Raw genomic sequence first — 20,696 nt, 5'->3', positions numbered from 1 at the left:
CTCGATTTATTTATTCCTGCTCCATTATTAAATCCATTAAAATCCGAATTTCTGTCTTGGTCCTATCTAGTCTTTCTTTCATCTCAGAAGAATCAAACTCTTCCGCCAATTCAAATTCAACAGCAATTTTTGCCAAAATTTCCATTCCAGACGAAGAGGCTGTTCCATAGAGCTTATGCCCTGCTTCTTTGATCTGCGCCAAGTTTTCCTCCTTCACAGCATTTTCCAAATTGAGGATTGATCCTTCCAATTCTTTTTTGACTATTTCTAAAATTGAATTTAGAACTGCCTGATCCCCATCAGTATAGTTTATTAATTTTTGCTTATTGTAATGAACAGGTTCCTTCTTACTATTATTGAATTCTTGTTTTGAAGCATTTTCTGTTTTTTCAATAACCCAGTGCTTAATTACCTCCGAAATGGTTTCTTCCACGATTGGTTTTACAATAAAATCAGACATCCCTGCATCTAGACATTTCTCCCGCTCTCCTTTTACATTTCCAGCTGTCAAAGCGATAATTGGCACATTGGCACATTCCTTTATGGCCCTGATTTTTTTGGTTGATTCATAGCCATTCATGACAGGCATCTGCACATCCATGAAAATGATATCAGGAACCTGCTCCTGACAAAACTCCAAAGCCTCTAAGCCATTTTTTGCTTTCAATAGCGATACTTCTGGAATGATCTTTTTGATAATGGTCTCTACCAAAATCATATTTACCATATTATCTTCCACAATTAACATGGTATAATCCTGATCATTTTGACTGGTTGGAATCTGAGACTCAGCCAGTTTTTCGTCAGAGATAGTATGTAGTCTGGAAAGGGCATGGTATAATTCGTGAAGCTTCAATGGTTTTATAAGTCGATGCTTAACTCCCAACTCCTGACATGCCTCCTTGATACTTTGATCATCTGAGGAGCTATGCAATAAAAGAATGGGCATCTCCTCAGGATTATCATTAAAAAACTCTCTGATCTTACGGATCGTTTCGATGCCATTCATATAAGGCATATGATAATCCATCAGAATCGCATCGAACTTCTCTCCTTTTGTCAGGATTTGTAAAGCCTCAAATCCATTGGATGCTTCTATAGTATGGATATTCTTCAACAATAACATCTGATTGACAATCAATCTATTATTATCATTATCATCCACAATTAATACCTTCTGGATTTCAGAAACATCTGCCCAGTCTATTTCTTCTCCTTGTTCAGTCTGGATGGTAATATCAAAATAGAATATACTGCCTTTCCCAAACTCGGATTTCAGATTCAACCTGCTATTCATTAAACCAAGTAGCCTGTTGGAAATAGTCAAGCCTAAACCCGTACCTCCATATTTTTTCGTGGTAGAGCTATCCTCTTGAGAAAATGCCTCAAAAATCTTTTGCTGTTTATCTGGCTTTATCCCGATTCCGGTGTCTCTTACCGAAAAACGAATGGTATTATAATCCCCTTTTGACTGCAGATTCTCAATCTTTAATTCGATTTCACCCTTCTCAGTAAACTTGGATGAATTACCCAAAAGGTTAACCAAAATTTGCTTCAGCCTTACAGAATCCGCATAAATAAACCTTGGAAGATCTGTTCCAATATTCAAAAGCATTTCCAAACCCTTATTTTGGATCTGGTAAGTAATAATATCGGTTGCTTGGGAAGCCATTTCATAGAGATCAAACTTTTCTACATCCAACTCCAATTTCCCAGCCTCTATTTTTGAAAAATCGAGAATATCATTGATGATACTTAATAAGGAACTTGCTGACTGATTGACTATTGACAAATATTGATGTTGAGTTTCATTGAGTTTGGTTTTCAATACCAAATCCGTAAAACCAATCACGCCATTTAGAGGAGTCCTGATTTCATGACTCATATTGGCCAAAAATTCAGATTTGGCTTTACTCGCTTCCACAGCCATATCTTTTGCCTGCTTAAGTTCTTCCCGCTGTTCAATTAATGGGGTGATATTTTGAGTAAAGGTCATCATGCCTCCAATAGAACCATCATATAGCAACCAAGGACGCATTTCCCAAGCGATTATCCTTGGTTTCTTATCTCCTGGAAACAGGATTTCTTCCTCGTTATTTGTCAGTACCTCTCCATTCAGAACCCTATTGTAATTATTGATCCTTTCCTCGTTCATCAGTCCTTTGAAAAGATCATAATGGGATTTCCCTATCACCTCGGAAGCATTCAAATTATATTCCTCCTCCCATCTTTCGCTCACTGCGATATATTTCATATCCTTATCAGTCATGGAAACTGCTGCAGGAGTATGCTCTACAAATGCTGCTAACCTACTTTTCTCATTGATCAGATCGATCTCAATCTTCCTTTTTTCTGTTATATCCAGGGCTATTCCGAGATAACCTATGGTTTGATTCTCAGCATCCTGTATAGGGGTAATCACCAAAGAAACTAATTTCTCCTCTCCGTTTTTCCCGAAATAAGTCCAATCCTTTTGTTCGGATCCATCTCTATCAGCTCTGGCATGAAATGTTTCGAAACCGGAAATTTCCCTTCCAAATTCCTCAGAAACTACAGCAGCATGTTCTTCAATTTCCTTTTGCGAATGAATGATTGCCGGCGAATGGATACCAACTAATTCTTCAGCTTTGTAACCCAGCATCTTTTCAGCCCCCCGGTTAAAAACTGTGATTATTCCATTCAAATCTGCCGCAATAATGCTGACTTCAGAAGTTGCCGCGAATACATCATCCAATAATTTCTGGGTCCTGATCGCCTCTAATTCTAGCCTTTTCTCTTTGTCTATATCCTGAAAAGTCCCAAAGACGCGAACACATTTGCCATCCTTAAAATCAGCTTGACCAATCGCCCTAACCCAGATTTCTCTCCTCTTTGCAGTGATCAGGATTAAATCCAGATCCCAGGGTTTCCCATTTTTGATCGCCTCTTCTACGGCCTTCGTTATCTTTTCCCTACTATCTCCCTCCTTATAAAAATTTATCCCAGTCTCTAGATTAGGATCAAAATCCTCATCAACCTCATGGATAATTTTCGTCATAGAGGTCCAAGTCACCCTTTGATTGATCAAATCAATATTCCAACCTCCTACACGGGCAACCTTTTCCGTTTCCTCCAGAATTTCTTTCGTCTCTTTGAGGTCTTTTTCGAGTTTGGCTCTGCTGGTAATATCAATCGCATTTCCGATTACATAATAGCTATCATCCAGCTCACTCTTTTCCAGAACATTATTAAACAACCAAATTCGCTTAGTGCCATCCTTATGTAGGGTATGCATTTGCCCTTTGGCAGAACCTTCGCTTAGGATAAATTTCAAATACTGCTTCAGTTCCTCATGCCTGTCTTCAGGCATGATATCAAAAAGACTTTTGCCCAAAATTTCATCCACTGTATAGCCTAAAATTCCTGCTCCTGAGGAATTGACTGATAAAAAATTACCCTCCATGTCATGGGTACACATAAGACCCTGGGAGTTTTCAAAAAACACTTTTAGCTTCCTCTTTCTCTCTAAAAGAATCAACTCTTTCTGTTTTTCTTCAGTAATATCCCTTCCTATGGCAAAAATCCTTTGGGTTTCTGCCTCTGGTGAAGCAGTCCATTGAATGGTTTTATAATCCCCAGTAACGGTCTTAAATCTAATCGTGAAATTAATGGTGGGAATCCCCTCTGCCAATTTGCCCAATTCCACTTGGGTTCTTTCGTGATCCTCTGGATGGATAAAATCAAAAAAAGGTTGACTCAACAAAGTTTCTTCTTCCCATCCCAAAATGGTAGAAAAGGAAGGACTGACTTTCTTGAAAAATCCATCTGTACCAGCCAGACAAACCATATCCAACGAGAGACGGAATAGCTTTTCGTAATTATTAAGGTCACTATTTTTTAACTTATCCTTCAAAAGGCTCATAGTCCCGCCGGATAAAATCTTTAATCCAATGACTAAATCCTCAGACAAATCAGTCTTGGAATTATCAGCTACCGCAAAACCACCAATCAAAACTCCTCCCTCATCACGCAGGGGTAAGGCAGCAAATAAGCTTAGGTCTAGATTGGTTAAGGAATTAGAGTACTCTCCTTTTTCATTCCCTTTTATAAAAATCTCTTCCCTTTCCAGAAACTGAAAAGTATCCATTAAATTTTCATCTGAAACAGATTGCTTTTGGCCAACAAAAGACTTGAGAAGTACAGTGTCTTTCCCAAAAAAATAGATATATGACTCAGAGCATTTGGTAAGGATAGTAGCCAGCTTGGCAATCCTATCAAGCTCGGGCTCTTGAAGCTCATTCAAAACTTGAAATTTCTGCAATAATCCGAGCCTATTGGATTCTGGGGAATCCGAAAATTTATTAATCATTATGAATTTTTGAACATCTATTTTTTAAAAACAAAACCCAATAAAACCTTGATTAGAGAGGATTCCTTATGCAAAATATATCGCAAGCTTTAATATAAAAAGCCCAATTTGAAGAAGAAGAATTCCCCAAAAACAGAAACCATCAAGGATTTAGATTTTTAATAAATCTTTTGAGAAGTTGAAACACAAATTTTAGCAGTTAATCATATAAATCAACTTCTTAAAAGTTTAATTTGAAATTAAGAATTTTAAAATAATAATGCCTTAGAGAGATTAAAATTGCCTTACCAGGATATTATCTTTTCAAATTCCAAGAGGATTAATCAGGATTATTTATTTTCAATCATATTTATTGAATCATCCTGTCAATAGACCCTAAACCCAACAGCAAATGAAATCTTTATTTTTCACTGCATTCCTTATTTTGAATCTGTCAAATTTCGCCTTTGCCCAAAGCAAAAAGCCTAATTTCATCATCATATTTACGGATGATCAAGGCTATGGGGATTTAGGGATTTTCGGGCATCCAAGTATCAAAACTCCCAATCTTGATCAAATGGCGATGGAAGGTCAAAAATGGACCAATTTCTATGTTGCCGCCAATGTCTGCACTCCAAGTAGGTCTGCTTTAATGACAGGCCGACTACCAGTGCGAACAGGCATGTTTAGCAATACGAGAAGAGTTCTGTTTCCGGATTCAGACGGGGGACTTCCAGCATCTGAAAACAGCATTGCCACTCTTTTGAAAACTTCTGGGTATGCTACCAAGGCAATAGGAAAATGGCATTTGGGTCATCTTCCTGCCTATTTACCTACCAGTCATGGTTTCGACAGTTATTTTGGAATTCCATATTCCAATGACATGGATAGAATCAATGATGTCGATGCAAAAGAGGCATTCGCTAATCCAAAATATCAGTATTTCAATGTGCCTCTGATGCGGGATACCGAAATTGTGGAGAGACCAGCTGATCAAAACACCATCACCAAAAGATACACGGAAGAAGCGATCAAATACATTCGGGAAAACAAGGAAATCCCATTTTTCATTTACCTCGCACATTCCCTTCCGCATGTTCCATTATTTGCCAGTAAGGATTTTCTCGGCACCAGCGACAGAGGATTGTATGGTGATGTAATTGAAGAAATTGATTGGAGCGTAGGAGAAATTTTAAAAACACTCAAAAAGGAAGGTTTGGACCAGAACACATACGTTGTTTTCACTTCGGATAATGGACCTTGGTTGGTTTATAATGAACAAGGAGGAAGTAGCGGTGGACTTTTTGGAGGTAAGGGAACTAGCTATGAAGGAGGCGTACGAGTGCCAACGATCATCTGGGGTCCTGGAAATGTAAAACCCGGCGTGGTGAACCAAATCGGAAGCACCATGGATTTGCTCCCAACCCTTTGCAGCCTCTCCGATACTCAAAAACCTGATGATCGAATTTATGATGGCTATGATTTAAGTCCAGTCTTGAAAGGTGAAAACAAAAGCCCAAGAGAAGAAATGTTTTACTACCACGGAGATAGGCTTTTTGCTGTTAGAAAGAGAGATTATAAGCTCTATTTCTATAAAAACAATCCTTTAGGATATCCAGCCAAAGTGGAGAAGTTAGATACCCTTCAACTTTTTCATTTGCCACATGATCCATCTGAGCGGTTTGATATAGCAGCAGAAAACCCAGAGATCATAGCTGAAATACAAGCTTTAGTCAAAGAGCATCAATCCAAGTTAGTGATGGGGGCTACACAGTTGGAGAAGAGGATTGAAAAATAAAGGGTTTAAAAAGAATAGAATATAGATTGGTTTAATCAAAACAAAAAAAGAATATGGGCTCAAATATGCTTTCTTTTTGAACGATACTTTTTAGACTGCCCATTCTGATAGTGAATTTTCAAAATAGGAATTTTGAACTCTACTTAGAAAATATCAATCATCATTTCGAAAAATGTGGCTTTCTCAAAGGCTTACTCTAACTTCATTTGACCTTCTGCCTTTTGTTTACCAAAAGAAGGAATTTATGTTCATTCGAAAAGTTTTTATTGTTTTGACTTGGGTATCTTTCAAGTGATCATATGTAACCAATCAAAATACCATACCGCCTTAATTGGTATGAGCTTGTAGAGTGAGACTGACTTCATTATTTGCATGGAAAAGGTTTTATTCCACATAAACCAGAATCTAACTCTGGTAAATCACATAATTAAAAGTAAAACTGTAATCAATTAATGTTACTATTAAAATTCCCTTTTGGACTTTAACCATACCGAAATATATTTAATAAGCCTATATAAAGACAAGATATAAAAAAAACTCTTTGGGAATTTACCAAAGAGTTTCTAAAAGGTTAAATCACTATTTTATTAATAAGCGTTCTTATTGGCAAAAATCAAACTGTGAAAAGTTAAAAGAATTATTTTTAGGTCAAATAAGAAACTCCAATTCTTAATATAGAACAAGTCATATCTCAAACGAGCATTCATATCAAACATATCGTTGATTTCACCTCGGTAACCTTTTGCTTGTGCAAGACCTGTTATTCCAGGCTTTACCATGTGTCGACACATGAAAAACTCCATTTTTTCAGCAAATTCTTTATTCATCGGAATTGCGTGAGGTCTAGGACCTACTATTGCCATTTCTCCTATTAACACGTTTATTAATTGTGGAAGCTCATCCAAACTACTTTTTCTTAAAAATGCTCCCACTTTCGTAACTCTAGCATCACCTTTAGTAGCCTGTTTAAAGCCAGAATTAGGATCAAACTTCATGCTTCTAAATTTCAAACAATAAAAGGGGACATTATTTTGTCCGTGTCTTAATTGCCTGTAAAAAACAGGACCTTTTGTTTCCATTTTAATTAGTAGAGCAATGATTGGAAACAGCCAACTTGCAACTAAAATTAAGAAAGTACTTACTATCAAAATTTCGATGAATCTTTTTGCTATTAGCTGAGAACTATCCAGAAGATTGACCGAGTATCTGGTAAAAATAAAATCAGCGCTAATAGAAAAACCCTCAAGATTATTAAGTTTTGAAATTGTAGTAGCCATGATAACTATTTGTTTAAAAATTTTTCAAACGATCAGAGTAAATATTCCTTTTTTAACTGCTATAAATTTATGGAATAAAAACGTCATTTTCCAAATGAATTACATTATTTTTTATTTGAAATACATTTTATGTAGCTAATAACGTTTTTGAGTTTTTATTACCCCATTATAAATCATTTGATTTTAACCTCCATTTAATACAATCCTAAGCTACTATTCTTTTTTTATTACAATTGGAAATTCATATTTCACATTTTTATTAAATTTTCAAAAAAAGTATAAACCATCATGAATAAGTGTAATCCTAAGTCTGATTCATTAGAAAAAATTTATAGAAAAATGAAAATCTTTATTATTGTCACTGAAATGAACAATCTCCTATAGGCTAAAAATTCTGGAAATCCTTTTCATCCTTTCCTCTGTATATTTTTCAATATTTTATTCTACTGATTCAAAATATTTGATTTGTGAGATTAAAGCTTCAAAGAATAAGGGCTTAAAAGATCTCCTCGAGGTCACACCAATTACCTTACACGGGAGAAGTCTTTCAATAAAATCACCAGATTTTAAACCTGATCAAGTAAAACATAGAGTAAGAACAAGTGAGTTTATCCCATTCTTAGTGTTTCCAGTCGGTACTTGGTTTGAATTAATAAGAATTAAAAAGTGATTATATTTGGTAACTAAAAATTTAACTTACTCTTCGAGACCTTAAAAGACTCGTTCCACAAGTCGAAAAAAAAACTAACTAATCAATTTCTGGATTTATAGAAACATTTTAAGCGAGTTCATGTATTTTGAATTACAATCCATTTCAATAAGGTGTTTGTCAAAAAAACTTGTTGAAAGTACCAAATGGAAAAAATAATCATTTAATAAAAGTCATCTTTCAAAATCTGATGAGCATAAATTAGAAATTTAAGTAACTTCCAGTAAATTAACACAAGTATTAAACTGATAATCAAGTTGAATAGGAACATTGACTAAAATGCTTTACTTACCAGACAGAGTGAATTCATAAAAAAAATAATTTCAAAATCTTCAAATATTTTTACTATTATTTTTGTGAAATCATCTTTTGAAATTTATTTCAAATGCACTTATTTGCTTTTTAAATATAAATTAAAGTAATTCACCCAAATAACCCAGAATCACCTTCATCGATATTTATTAACTTTAAAATAACAAAATACAATTGAAAAAAATGGTAAAAATTGCTTTAATCGGAGCGGGCAAAATGGGATTGTCCCATCTTTCGATATTAGGTGCTCATCCGAAAGTTGAAATCGTTGGCGTCTGCGATACCTCAAAAATGGTGGTTCAAGTTTTGGAAAGATATAGTGGATATAAATGTTTTTCTGATTACCTGAAAATGGCAGATGAATCTCGACCTGATGCGGTGGTAGTTGCTGTTCCAACAAAATATCACTTTCCAATGGTTAAGGAGCTTTTAAACAGAGGAATTCATATTTTCACTGAAAAACCTTTTTGTCTTAATCCTGAAGAAAGCAAAGAATTGACTGAATTAGCAAAAAAAGTCGGGGTTGTAAATCAAGTCGGATATCACAATAAATTTGTTGGCACTTTTCAAGAAGTGAAAAGGCTAATAAATGCAGGATCAATAGGTGAGATCACACATTTTCAAGGTGAAGCTTATGGGCCAGTGGTTGTAAAGAAAAAAAGTGATACATGGAGGTCTGACCCAAGTGAAGGAGGAGGCTGTTTAATGGACTATGCCTCTCACGTTATAGATCTTATAAATGATATTATTTCACCTATAGAATCTTGCAAAGGATCTATTCTGAAATCAATCTATTCCAAAAGTGTGGACGATTCCGTATATGCTTTAGTAGAAAGTAAATCCGGAGTATCAGGCCTGATTTCTGTAAATTGGAGCGATGAAACTTACAGAAAAATGTCGACTTCAATTTCAATCATGGGTACAAATGGAAAAATTGAATCTGATGCAAATGAATTAAAAGTTTTTTTTAAAGGAGACAAATTTCCAACTGGATACTCCAAAGGGTGGAATGTAAAATATGTAACTGATCTCACAGAGGAGGTAGACTTCTATTTAAGAGGTGAAGAATATTCAGCACAAATAGATTATTTTATTAAAGCAGTTTTAGGAGAGAAAAATAATGTAATTAATACATTTGAAAGTGCTTGGAAAACAGACAAATCCATTTCATTAATTAAAGAACAATCAAGCAAATAATAGCATGGAAAGAATAATTTTTGGAGACAACCAGTTTTTTGCTGTAAATCATATATCAGACGAGAAATCACGGGCTCAATCTATTAAATTCAAAGACGATTCGGCAATCATCAAAACACTAGATATTGCAATTGCCGCTGGTGTAAACACTTTTATGTGTACAACCCATGATAGAATCGCAAATATTTGTGAAATAATAAGAAAAGATCCTACAAAATATAAAGACTTTAAGATTTATCCTTGCATGCCATATGCGCATAAGTATGCAAATGCAGTTACTGAGTTGGGAATAGCAGGAACATTAAAACAATATGTTCCAGGTAACTTTGTCGGTTCTCTATTAAAAGGTGGCGTGGCATATTTATCAAAGGACTATATTTCTATTATGGAATTATTGATCGATGCCGAAATGAAGATGTTTAAAGGAATCAATACGCCAGTAATCTTTCTTCAAAACGTAATAACAGATCTCCTATTGGGGCTTGGAATGACTGACTTTCTCTTAGGGTTTGCAAAACATGTACGTGAAAAATACAATGCAGAACCAGGATTTATTACGATGAATTTACCGAAGCTATTAGATACATTAGAAAAGGCTGAATTTAAAAACCCAATTATTTGCACTTCCATAAACAAGGTAAACTTTAGAATGTCTGGAGGCAAGGATTTATATGAAAAAACATTACGCGAAGGGAGATGCAGAGTTATCGCGATGCAGGTACTTGGAGGAGGAGCAATTCCTGCAGGAGAAGCATTAGAATATGTCAGTAATTTACCAAACGTTGAGTCAATACTTTTTGGAGCCTCATCAAGACAAAATATTGAAAATACAGTAGATACTATAAGATATCATGACCAAAAAAGAAGGACAGGGCTTACTTCTATTTAATTAGACTAGTAAGCTATCTAAGAAAGAAATAACATTATATTCTTTAATTGGAAGTCAAACGTTAGAAAAAATTAACATTTGACTTCCAGTACTTTTCTACTAGATTTTATTATAATAGCTAGAGTTTAATCATTCTTGAAACTCAAAAAAAATCAATCTAAAATATTCAATTGACAACAAAATTTAAGAGAAGCTTCATATATATATTAAAGTTTCAAAAATATTTAAATTTAAATAAGTGAATCAAAAAATTTGTAAAATACTCGATGAAAAATTAATAGATAAATTTAATTCAAGAGAAAAAATACATGACATTAGTTTTTTTACATAACGATTTTAAGGTATACTGGAGAGGAAGATTATATTTTCTCAGAAAATTTTTCAAAGAAAGAAATATCAATATACATGTAATTGAAATTTTTGGAAACGAATCAGCATATTCCTTTGATGAATCTAGAAATCAAGAAGAATGGTGGGATTGTTTATTTGAAACACAAAAATTCAGTGAACTATCAACTAAAGAGGTTAGTTGTAAAATAATGAGTCGATTAGATTCTTTGAATCCTGATTTTCTTGTTTGTGGACCAATAGCCTTTACTTCTGGGGCAATTGGGATGCGCTGGGCATACAAAAGAAAAAAGAAAGTGATTTTATTTGACGACTCTAAACATTCTCATTATAAGAGAAGTTTTTTAGTCAATTATATAAAGTTAAATTTAACAAATTTAGCAGAAGGAATATTAGTACCCTCAACAGAATATGACGAAGAGTACTCAAAATGGAAAATCAAGAAAGAGAAATTATATTATGGATTAAACTGCATTGACAACAAGTATTTCTCTTCATTTAGAAGCAAAAATTTTATAGATTCTAAAAAAATAATTTGTGTAGCTAGATTAGTACCTATTAAAAATCTAGAAACATTATTGAATTGTTGGAAAACAATAGAAAATTCAAACCCTGAATATCGCTTGATTATAATTGGAGATGGTCCAGAACAAGAAAAATTAAGCAAAGTTAAAAATGATTTACAATTAAAAAATGTTCAATTTTTAGGAAATCAAACAAGGCAAACTATAGCAAAAAAACTTTCAGAATCTGAAGCATTTATTTTACCTAGCTATCTAGAAGGATGGGCAATGGTTGTAAATGAGGCTATGGCAGCTGGTCTTCCAGTTATTCTAAGTGAGAAAATAAATGCTGGGCACACCTTACTAAAAAATTCAATTAATGGATATTCATTTGACCCATACAATCCAGAAGAAATAACAGCTGCTATTTTGAAATTTATCAATTTAACAATTGAAGAAAAAGTTATCATGTCACAAAAGGCAATTTCAGAAATAACAAAATACGATTATAAATTTCTTGGAAATCAATTACTTCTAGGAATAAAAAATATAGAATCAAAAAAAAGAAAACCATTATCATTAATTAATTTTATTTTAATTAATCTTTGGAGTGGTAAATTTAAAACATCAAATTGGGATAAATTATAAGAGTAATTTTAATTAAAATAATATGAAAAATATTTTGATAACAGGTGGCGCTGGATTCATTGGCTCCAATTTAGGATTAAAGTTGATTGAGAAAGGATACAATGTTACTGCATTAGACAATTTATCTATACAAATACATGGCTCAAACCCAGAAAAGGAATCTTCTACGTATAAATCAATTCTAAACACAGGCATTAAATTTATTAATGGATCTGTAACTAGTAGAAGCGATTGGGAGAAAGCTCTAAAAAATCAAGATGCTGTCATCCATTTAGCAGCTGAAACAGGAACAGGCCAATCAATGTACGAAATTCAAAAGTATGTAGATGTCAATATAAGCGGGACTTCTTTGCTATTAGATATCTTAACAAATTCCAAACATAACATAAAGAAAATGGTCATTGCTTCCTCTAGAGCAATTTATGGAGAAGGTAAATATTTATGTGATAAACATAATTATGTTTATCCTATTGAAAGAAAAGACCAAGACATGATAAATGGAGATTATGAATGTAAATGTCCAATTTGTGGAAATAAAGTAGCATTAGTCCCAACAGATGAAAGCTCAAAAATTCATCCGACTTCGATTTATGGAATTACTAAACAGGTGCAAGAGCAAATGATTTTAACTATGGGAAAATCTTTAGAAATACCAGCTGTCGCTTTCAGATATCAAAATGTTTATGGCCCTGGACAATCACTATCTAACCCATATACGGGAATATTGTCAATTTTTAGTACTCAAATTAAAAACAATAATAAATTGAATATTTTTGAAGATGGGAAGGAAAGTAGAGATTTTGTATACATTGATGATGTCGTAGACGCTACTATGCTAGGACTTTTGAAACCTGAAGCTGATTACGAAGTATTTAATGTTGGAGCAGATAAACCAATTGATGTATTAACTGTCGCACAGCATCTAAAAAAGAATTATAAATCAGATATAGAAATAAATGTGTCCGGAAATTATAGAAAAGGAGACATTCGACACAATTACGGGGATTTAAACAAAATTAAAAACATACTAGGTTTCACACCAAAATTTACATTTTTAGAAGGAATAAAAAACTTCTGTAATTGGGTAGAAAGTCAAGAAATTCAAGAGGATAAATACCAAATTTCAATTAATGAGATGAAAAATAAGGGATTATATAAATAATCAAAAAAAGTTCCTTTTCCCCTACCTTTCTTTCTAAAATAATAAAATGGAAAAACTTAATCATAAAAAAAAATGTTTGCTCATTTCTCCAAAATCATTTTATTTTTATTCGGAATATTTAAGTAAAACATTGTCTCACTATAATTATGAAGTAACTGTTAGTAATGATGAGTACCCAGAAAATACTTTTGGTAAGATAATGGGAAAGACAAAAATCCCACTATTACAATGGATTACAAAGAAAAAATTATCAGAAGATTTTCTTAACGGAAAATCTTATGACTTAGTGTTAATAATAAAAGGAAGAGGAATTAGCACTTCATTACTAAAAAATATAAAAGAAGTTTCATCAAAGATAGTTGGATATACATTTGATTCTTTTAATTATCACAATGCTCCTTTAAAATGGTTTAGTCATGTTGACAAGTTTTACACATTTGATTATCGTGACGGAGACAAGAATAATATTCCAATTATAGAACTATTTTCATCAATGCCGGAAAATAATTCTAAAAAAAAATTGAGTTACCAAATTTCAGCAATTGTTAGAAACCATTCTGAACGTCTTGAATACATTAATAAAGTTCTATCAAATTTAGAAGTAGAAAGCAAGTTTATATTTATTTATGAACAAAACATAGTAACATTTATTCAAAACTTCTTAAATAGCCCTAAACTGTATTTGAAATTTTGGAAAAACATTTCATTCAAGCCACTCCCCTATCAAGAGTATATTAGAGTTTTAAATGAATCCAATTTTACTATTGACTTTGCACATCCGGCACAATCTGGAATAACGATAAGATGTTTTGAAGCTTTAAGCTCACAAACAAAAATTATTACTAATAATCCATATGTCAAAAGAAATGATTTTTTCAATGAAAATAATACAATTATTTTCAGAAAAGATTCAGACCCTAACTCCTTACAGGAAGATTTTAATAAAATAGAAACAATTATTCCAGAAAAACATACCAGAACAATTTATAATTTTATTGAGGATTTAATTTTATAATAATAGATTATTTATCAATTAAATATTTTAAATAATGACAGCTAAATTAGTTCTTTTTTTATTGTTATTTTTAAAATGTATTTCAGGAACATCTTCAACCTACTATTTTTCATCATCAATAGGGGATGATAGTAGAAGTGCAGAGGAGGCAAAAAAACCTGACACACCATGGAAAAGTATAGAAAAATTGAACACCCTATTAAAATCCATTAAACCTGGCGATAGTATATTATTTAAGAATAACGATAAATTTCACGGTACGATTAATATTATAAGATCAGGCACATTAAAATCCCCAATATATTTTGGATGTTTTGGTTCTGGTGAAAAACCCATTATATCAGGATTTAGGGATGTAACAAACTGGAATCATAATGGAGAAAATCTATATGAAGCATACCTTCCAGATATCACCACGCCTTTAAATATGCTTGTTTTGAATGATAAAATCCAAGCAATGGGAAGGTATCCAAATTTGAATAATCAGAATGGTGGATATCTAAAAATCAATAGTTATAACGATGGGCATATTACAACTTCAAAGTTGCCAACTAATTCTAACTATTCCGGTGGAGAAATAGTCATAAGAAAGAATAATTGGATAATAGATAGACATTTAATAAAATCTAATTCCCAAAATAGTTTAGAATATAATAATTTCGAAGAAGAAATACCACCGATGATTGGATATGGCTTTTTTATTCAGAACCATCCTTTGACATTGGATCAACATGGCGAATGGTATTTTGACAAAGGAGCTAAGAAAATTTCCATATACCTTGAAAGTGATCCTTCGAATGAAAAAATCAAAATTGCCACATTACCTGAAGTAATTAGTTTTCAAAATAAAACTAGTAATATAATATTTGAAAATATCTCAATTGAGGGATCAAACTTTAATCTGATAAGTTTATCAGGTTCATCAAATTTAAAATTTGAAAACTGCAATTTAGAATATATTGGAGAAAATGGAATTCATACAGTATCATCTAGAAATATTACAATTTCTAATACCTCAATAAGAAACTCTCTAAATGGAGGTATTTTTTTAGGATGGAATGATTTAGGCATGGTCATCCAAAACAGTACATTTGAAAATATTTTCAATTTTGCAGGTATGGGCAAAAATGGAGAAATGCAAGGTCAAGGAATCTATATGAGTGAAACTTCATCTGATATTTTAATTGAAAAATCAAAATTTCTTAATTGTGGATATAACGCAATAAACTTTAGTGGAAATAACATTAGCATTAAGAATAATTTTATCGATACATTTTGCTTTATAAAAGATGACGGCGCTGGTATATATACTTTCACAGGACCTGCAAAAACTCCTTTTGTAAATAGAAAAATAATCGGAAACATCATAATCAATGGAATTGGCGCAGTATCTGGAACAAAACCATATGGAGTAAATGATTATCCGTACGTTGAAGGAATTTATCTAGATACCTTTGTAAGTGGGGTCGATATTGAAAATAACTCTATCATAAATATAAAAAGTAAAGGAATATTTTTAAATAACGCTAAAAATATAAATATTTCTAACAATAAAATATTAAATACTGGATATTCAATTTACTTGAAAAGCGATGAATTGGGAAATTATTTTGGAAACATTTCAGTACACAATAATGAGTTTTTAGCTTTAACCAAATCACAAATACACTACCATATTGAGACAAAAATTAATGATTTATCAAAAATAGGAAATTTTGATAAAAACATTTTATCAAAACCGATAAATAATACCTCTTCAATATATTTATCAACTCCATCAAAAAAAGATTTCATTGATCTAAATCAATGGAAAAAAAATTACGGGTTTGACCAAAATTCATCTAACGGTCCAGAAGAAAATCTACAAATGATTCCTCCAGAATTAAAATTAGCTGATAGTGATGCATCAGTATTCTTTGATTATAATTCTACAAGTAAAATAAAAGCTGTAAATCTTTCTGGCACATTCGTAGATCTTAATGGTATAGATAAAAACGGGAAAGTTGAAATTCCTCCCTATTCTTCAATCATTTTGCTCAAATCAAAGAAAACTCCCTAGTTGAAATAGTAAGCAGTATGAAATTAAGAGAAATTTTGTAGTTTGACGAATCATATCCTATAGTATAGAATTTAGTAAAAATCTAGTTAATTAAAATTAAAAAAATGTCTACTTCAAGTAAAAAACAAGATGAAAATCAACTAGTCTGGATTCTTACAACAAGAGGTTTTGGCTCTGAAATAAATAATCTTCTCTATTCTATAAATTATGCAAAACACAACAATATTCAACTTGGTGTGGTATCATCATTTTGGAATTTCAAATATGAACAGGGATTAAATGATTACTTTATCATTGAAGAATACAAAGATTCAAAAATATCTTTTTTGCTTTCTATTTATGAAAAATTTTTGGAACCACTTGCAAATTTTTATAAAGAACCAAAATTTTCATATTTAGCAATTCAAGGTTTAAAGTTCTTTCAATCCAGTAAAGACAATAAAGTTATTTTCAAAGAAAATTTATTGAGTTTTTTCTTTTTAAAAACAAAAAATTTATTGGGAATTAAATATGACTTGATGATTGAAACATTCCATAAAATAAGAAAATTTAATTTTGATCAGAGGAATTTAGACCGAGAAGCATTTAACCTTAAAATAAATGAGATTTTAGTCGATTTTTGGAAACTAACTCCGGAAATTTCAAAAGAAATAGAAGAAAAGAAACGTAAATTTAATCTTGAAAGCATAGAAAATTATGCTACTTTCCATATCAGAAGGGGTGACAAAGTTGCTCAAGCTACAATGGAGGATAGAGTATATAAAGTAGAAGAGTATATAGAAAAATTGAATTACTTAAATTCGTCAATCAAAACAATTTTTTTAATGACAGACGATTATAAAGTATTTTTAGAATTGAAAGACGTGGCTCCCAATTTCAATATTTACACTCTAAGTAATCCAATTTCTACGGGTCATGATCAACATACATTTAATAAAAATACTGCCGAAAAAAAACGTCAACTTGGAATAGATCTATTGACTGAATTGGAAATTGCTAGAAAAAGTGAAATTTTTATAGGAAGTAGAGGATCAAATATATTTCGCTTGATTGAATATTTTAAACTTAAAGATTGTTTTGATCTTGGAGATAATACAACAGAACTTTAAACTTTTTTTTATATCATCATTTTTTTTCCTATCCAATAGTTCAGGTCTAATTATTGAAAAATATATAGAATTAACGGCCCCATTTTACAGAAATTAAAACTATGTTTTAAAAAGATAACATAGTTAAATTTGACTAATGATTTAAACCAATCCATAAATAAAATTAATTTAGTTTAAATCATATCCCAAACAAAGCAGTTTTGGTATTTTTTGGTCAATTTGGGGAGCAAAGCTACAACTTAAACGCCACACTTATATTTTCATTCATTTTTTTTTGATATAAATTGTATCAATTAAAATATGAAATACATTTTTCATACAACAAAATATATTTTTTTTCATGTTTAATAATGGCATGGTCATAGATTACAACAGAAAGCTGTTAAAGCAATTAATCCAGATCATAGAATTTATTTTTCGAAGATTTAAACTATTAATTCCGATAATGGCTCATCAATTTTTAACCGTAATAAAGAAAAATTATTAAATAGGAAGTCTCGAGTTTATGAAAAATCGATATAATATAGTTTTAAAACAAAGTATAAGGTTTTGGGACTTGATAGGTAAACAACAGTTTGATATCTCCTTATATGAAGAATTTTATTACTTCATTTACCCAATTAAATATTTTATCATTTTCAGCTTATCCTTTCAACTCAATATTTTCAAATAAATTTTAGTATATCACCTAATTTAAAAGTGAATAATAATTGAATAAATATAGTCTGTCACCCAAGAAAAGTTAATTATAAATTATCGAACATATGGAAAACCTATTTACCCATTCTGGGAGGATTGTATCCTTTTTGTTAATGTTTCTTTTATCCTCATTTTCTAATGCAACTACATATTATTTTTCCTCTTCTCTTGGTGATGATTCTCGCTCTTTTAGCCAAGCTCAAAATCAAAATACTCCGTGGCGAAGCATTCAAAAACTGAATTCCATTTTCAGTTCCCTGCAGCCAGGAGATAATATATTATTTAAAAGTGGAGATACTTTTCATGGTACTTTAATGATCACCAAATCTGGCAGTTCGGGTGCACCTATTTCATTTGGAAGCTATGGTTCAGGTGAAAAACCGATAATAACAGGATTTAGGGAGATTAAAAACTGGGTTTCAAAAGGAGGGAATTTGTATGAAGCCCAAATAGCTGAAATTAACACTTCTTTAAGTACAGTCCTCATTGATAATGTCCTGCAGGCAATGGGAAGATACCCAAACGATAATGCAGCCAACAGTGGATACCTAACTATCAACTCCTTCAGCGGGGGAACCATCGGGAGCAGCGGAATGCAAGCTCCGGCCAGCATGTCGGGAGGAGAAATCGTTATCCGAAAAAACAATTGGATCATTGACAGGCACTATATAAACTGGCAAAGTGGATCCAGTGTTAACTACAACCCTGCAGGAAGTTCATACAGCCCGACTATCGGATTTGGATTCTTCATCCAAAACCATCCCGCTACTCTGGACAAGCATGGGGAGTGGTATTATAATAAGGCAACCAAGAAACTGTCTATTTATTATCAGGGAAACCCAGCCTTAGCAAGTATCAAAGTGGCCACTGTGGATCGGGTTATCAACACTATAAACAGTGCCAGCCATATCAGATTCAATAACCTCACTATTCAGGGATCCAACGAAAATCTGATCAATCTCGATAAATCATACTATTTCACCTTAGAAAACTGCCAACTAGAGTATGTGGGCAAAAATGCAATCAACACAATCATGTCCCGGAATCTGACCGTTTCGAATACCTTAATTGCAAATACGCTCAACAGTGGAATTAATCTGGGATGGGATGACAGAGGAACAATCGTGAGAAACACTCAATTCTATAAAATCTTTAACCTCCCCGGATTGGGTCAAAACGGCGACATGCAGGGTAACGGAATCTTTATGAGTGAAAGCACTTCGGATGTTTTGGTTGAATACAACTCGTTTTTGGAGTCAGGTTTTAACGCAATCCATTTTAAGGGAAACAACATCACTGTCAAAAATAACTATATCGATTCCTTTTGCTTTGTCAAGGATGATGGAGGAGGGATCTATACCTTTACCGGATATGCCAACACCACTTTTACCAACCGGAAAATTATTAACAACATAATCGTCAATGGAATTGGTGCTATGGACGGTACTAAGCCGTTCAGTGCAAGCGACTTCCCTTATGTGAAAGGGATTTACCTTGACCTTTTTGCCAACGGTATTGAAATTGATGGAAATACTATAGGAAATGTGTCGAGCATTGGGATTTTTTTAAACAATTCCAGAAACATATCCATCACCAACAACAAAATATTCAATACCGGATTTTCTATTTACGTCGCCAGAGATCATCTGAATAACCTGACCCGAAACATTACCCTGAAGAACAATCAGTTTTTGAACAAAGTATCAAATCAGGTTCATCTATATGTCAGATCCAAAGACAACAACTTAGGTCAAATAGGTGCTTTTGATAGTAATGTTTATTCCAGACCCATCAACGAAAATAATTCCATTCGTCTCGAGACTCCGGGGAAAAACGGGGTGATTGATCTTCAAACCTGGAAGGACACATATGTTTTGGACAAACTCTCCACCAAGAGTCCGGCTTCTTATGACAAAAACAAAATGGGAATTGATGAATTCATCCTATTCGATTATAATAATTCAAACAGTGCAAAATCAATTCCTTTATCCGGAACATATGTGGATCTAAAAGGAAAAATTCAATCAGGAAGTGTTTCTGTACCTGCCTATTCATCGGTTCTGCTCTTGAAAACCGAAGTTGGAGCACCAATTGAAAACAAAGCTCCAACTATAAACATCACAGCTCCAGTAGCAAATGCACAATTTGCTCAGGGTAGCAATATCTCCATCACTGCCAACGCTGCTGACTCCGATGGATCCATTGCAAAAGTCGATTTCTACAACGGAAACACTTTGTTGGGAACGGATACTTCTTCTCCATACAGCTTTGCCTGGTCAAATATTCCTGCTGGTATTTTCTCTTTAACAGCAAAAGCAACTGACAACAAAGGAACAGAGACCATCTCAGCTCCTGTCGCAATAAATGTCGGACAAAAAACAAACCGCTCTCCATACGGCGGAACAGAGGCAATAATCCCAGGTACCGTTGAAGCAGAAAATTATGATATAGGTCGACAGGGAATTACCTATTCTGATGTCGACCCTGGTAATACTGGTGGAATTTACCGTTCTGATGATGTAGATATACATGCCGCCACAGAAGGAGATTATACCGTAGGCTGGATGAACCTTAACGAATGGCTTGAATACTCTGTAAATATCACTACCGCTGGAACTTATAACCTAGATGCAAGAGTGGCTGC

At 32.8% G+C, this 20,696-nt stretch carries 11 protein-coding genes; 9 read left to right on the top strand and 2 right to left on the bottom strand.

Annotation, left to right across the window (positions count from 1 at the left end; all coding sequences use genetic code 11):
- Positions 1-10 precede the first annotated feature (10 nt).
- Positions 11-4,348 carry a PAS domain S-box protein gene (locus tag FHS59_RS17490; RefSeq protein ID WP_184496659.1) on the bottom strand — a complete coding sequence of 1,446 codons (4,338 nt, stop codon included), beginning with the start codon at positions 4,346-4,348 and terminating at the stop codon, positions 11-13.
- Positions 4,349-4,739: 391 nt separating this feature from the next.
- Between FHS59_RS17490 and FHS59_RS17485 the strand changes: the two genes are divergently transcribed.
- On the top strand, positions 4,740-6,125 hold the full coding sequence (locus FHS59_RS17485) for a sulfatase family protein (RefSeq protein WP_184496658.1): 1,386 nt from the start codon (positions 4,740-4,742) through the stop codon (positions 6,123-6,125).
- Between the two features lie 587 nt (positions 6,126-6,712).
- Here FHS59_RS17485 and FHS59_RS17480 read toward each other — a convergent pair.
- Positions 6,713-7,402 carry a sugar transferase gene (locus tag FHS59_RS17480; RefSeq protein ID WP_184496657.1) on the bottom strand — a complete coding sequence of 230 codons (690 nt, stop codon included), beginning with the start codon at positions 7,400-7,402 and terminating at the stop codon, positions 6,713-6,715.
- Positions 7,403-8,606: 1,204 nt separating this feature from the next.
- Here FHS59_RS17480 and FHS59_RS17475 point away from each other — a divergent pair.
- The 8 genes from FHS59_RS17475 to FHS59_RS17440 all read left to right on the top strand — a co-directional run.
- Entirely contained in the window at positions 8,607-9,620 is a 1,014-nt protein-coding gene (locus FHS59_RS17475; protein ID WP_184497548.1) for a Gfo/Idh/MocA family protein, read from the top strand.
- A gap of 4 nt (positions 9,621-9,624) precedes the next feature.
- Positions 9,625-10,509 (top strand): aldo-keto reductase family protein, encoded by an 885-nt coding sequence (locus tag FHS59_RS17470; RefSeq protein WP_184496656.1) that lies wholly within the window; start codon positions 9,625-9,627, stop codon positions 10,507-10,509.
- A 308-nt stretch (positions 10,510-10,817) separates the two neighbouring features.
- Entirely contained in the window at positions 10,818-12,008 is a 1,191-nt protein-coding gene (locus FHS59_RS17465; RefSeq protein WP_184496655.1) for a glycosyltransferase family 4 protein, read from the top strand.
- Between the two features lie 22 nt (positions 12,009-12,030).
- Positions 12,031-13,170, top strand: coding sequence for an NAD-dependent epimerase/dehydratase family protein (locus FHS59_RS17460; protein ID WP_184496654.1), 1,140 nt, complete (start codon positions 12,031-12,033; stop codon positions 13,168-13,170).
- Between the two features lie 46 nt (positions 13,171-13,216).
- Positions 13,217-14,185: a hypothetical protein gene (locus tag FHS59_RS17455; RefSeq protein ID WP_184496653.1), complete on the top strand. Its 969-nt coding sequence runs from the start codon at positions 13,217-13,219 to the stop codon at positions 14,183-14,185.
- 34 nt (positions 14,186-14,219) lie between these two features.
- Positions 14,220-16,244, top strand: coding sequence for a right-handed parallel beta-helix repeat-containing protein (locus FHS59_RS17450; protein ID WP_184496652.1), 2,025 nt, complete (start codon positions 14,220-14,222; stop codon positions 16,242-16,244).
- Between the two features lie 104 nt (positions 16,245-16,348).
- Positions 16,349-17,353 carry an O-fucosyltransferase family protein gene (locus FHS59_RS17445; RefSeq protein ID WP_184496651.1) on the top strand — a complete coding sequence of 335 codons (1,005 nt, stop codon included), beginning with the start codon at positions 16,349-16,351 and terminating at the stop codon, positions 17,351-17,353.
- Between the two features lie 764 nt (positions 17,354-18,117).
- On the top strand, positions 18,118-20,696 hold a 2,579-nt coding region (locus FHS59_RS17440), incomplete at its 3' end, for an Ig-like domain-containing protein (RefSeq protein ID WP_184496650.1).

Origin of the sequence: Algoriphagus iocasae (genome assembly GCF_014206875.1) — a bacterium.
In the GTDB taxonomy this organism is placed as follows: Bacteria; Bacteroidota; Bacteroidia; order Cytophagales; family Cyclobacteriaceae; genus Algoriphagus; species Algoriphagus iocasae.
Note: the sequence above shows the minus strand (reverse complement) of the source record. Positions and strands in the feature narration are given on the sequence as shown.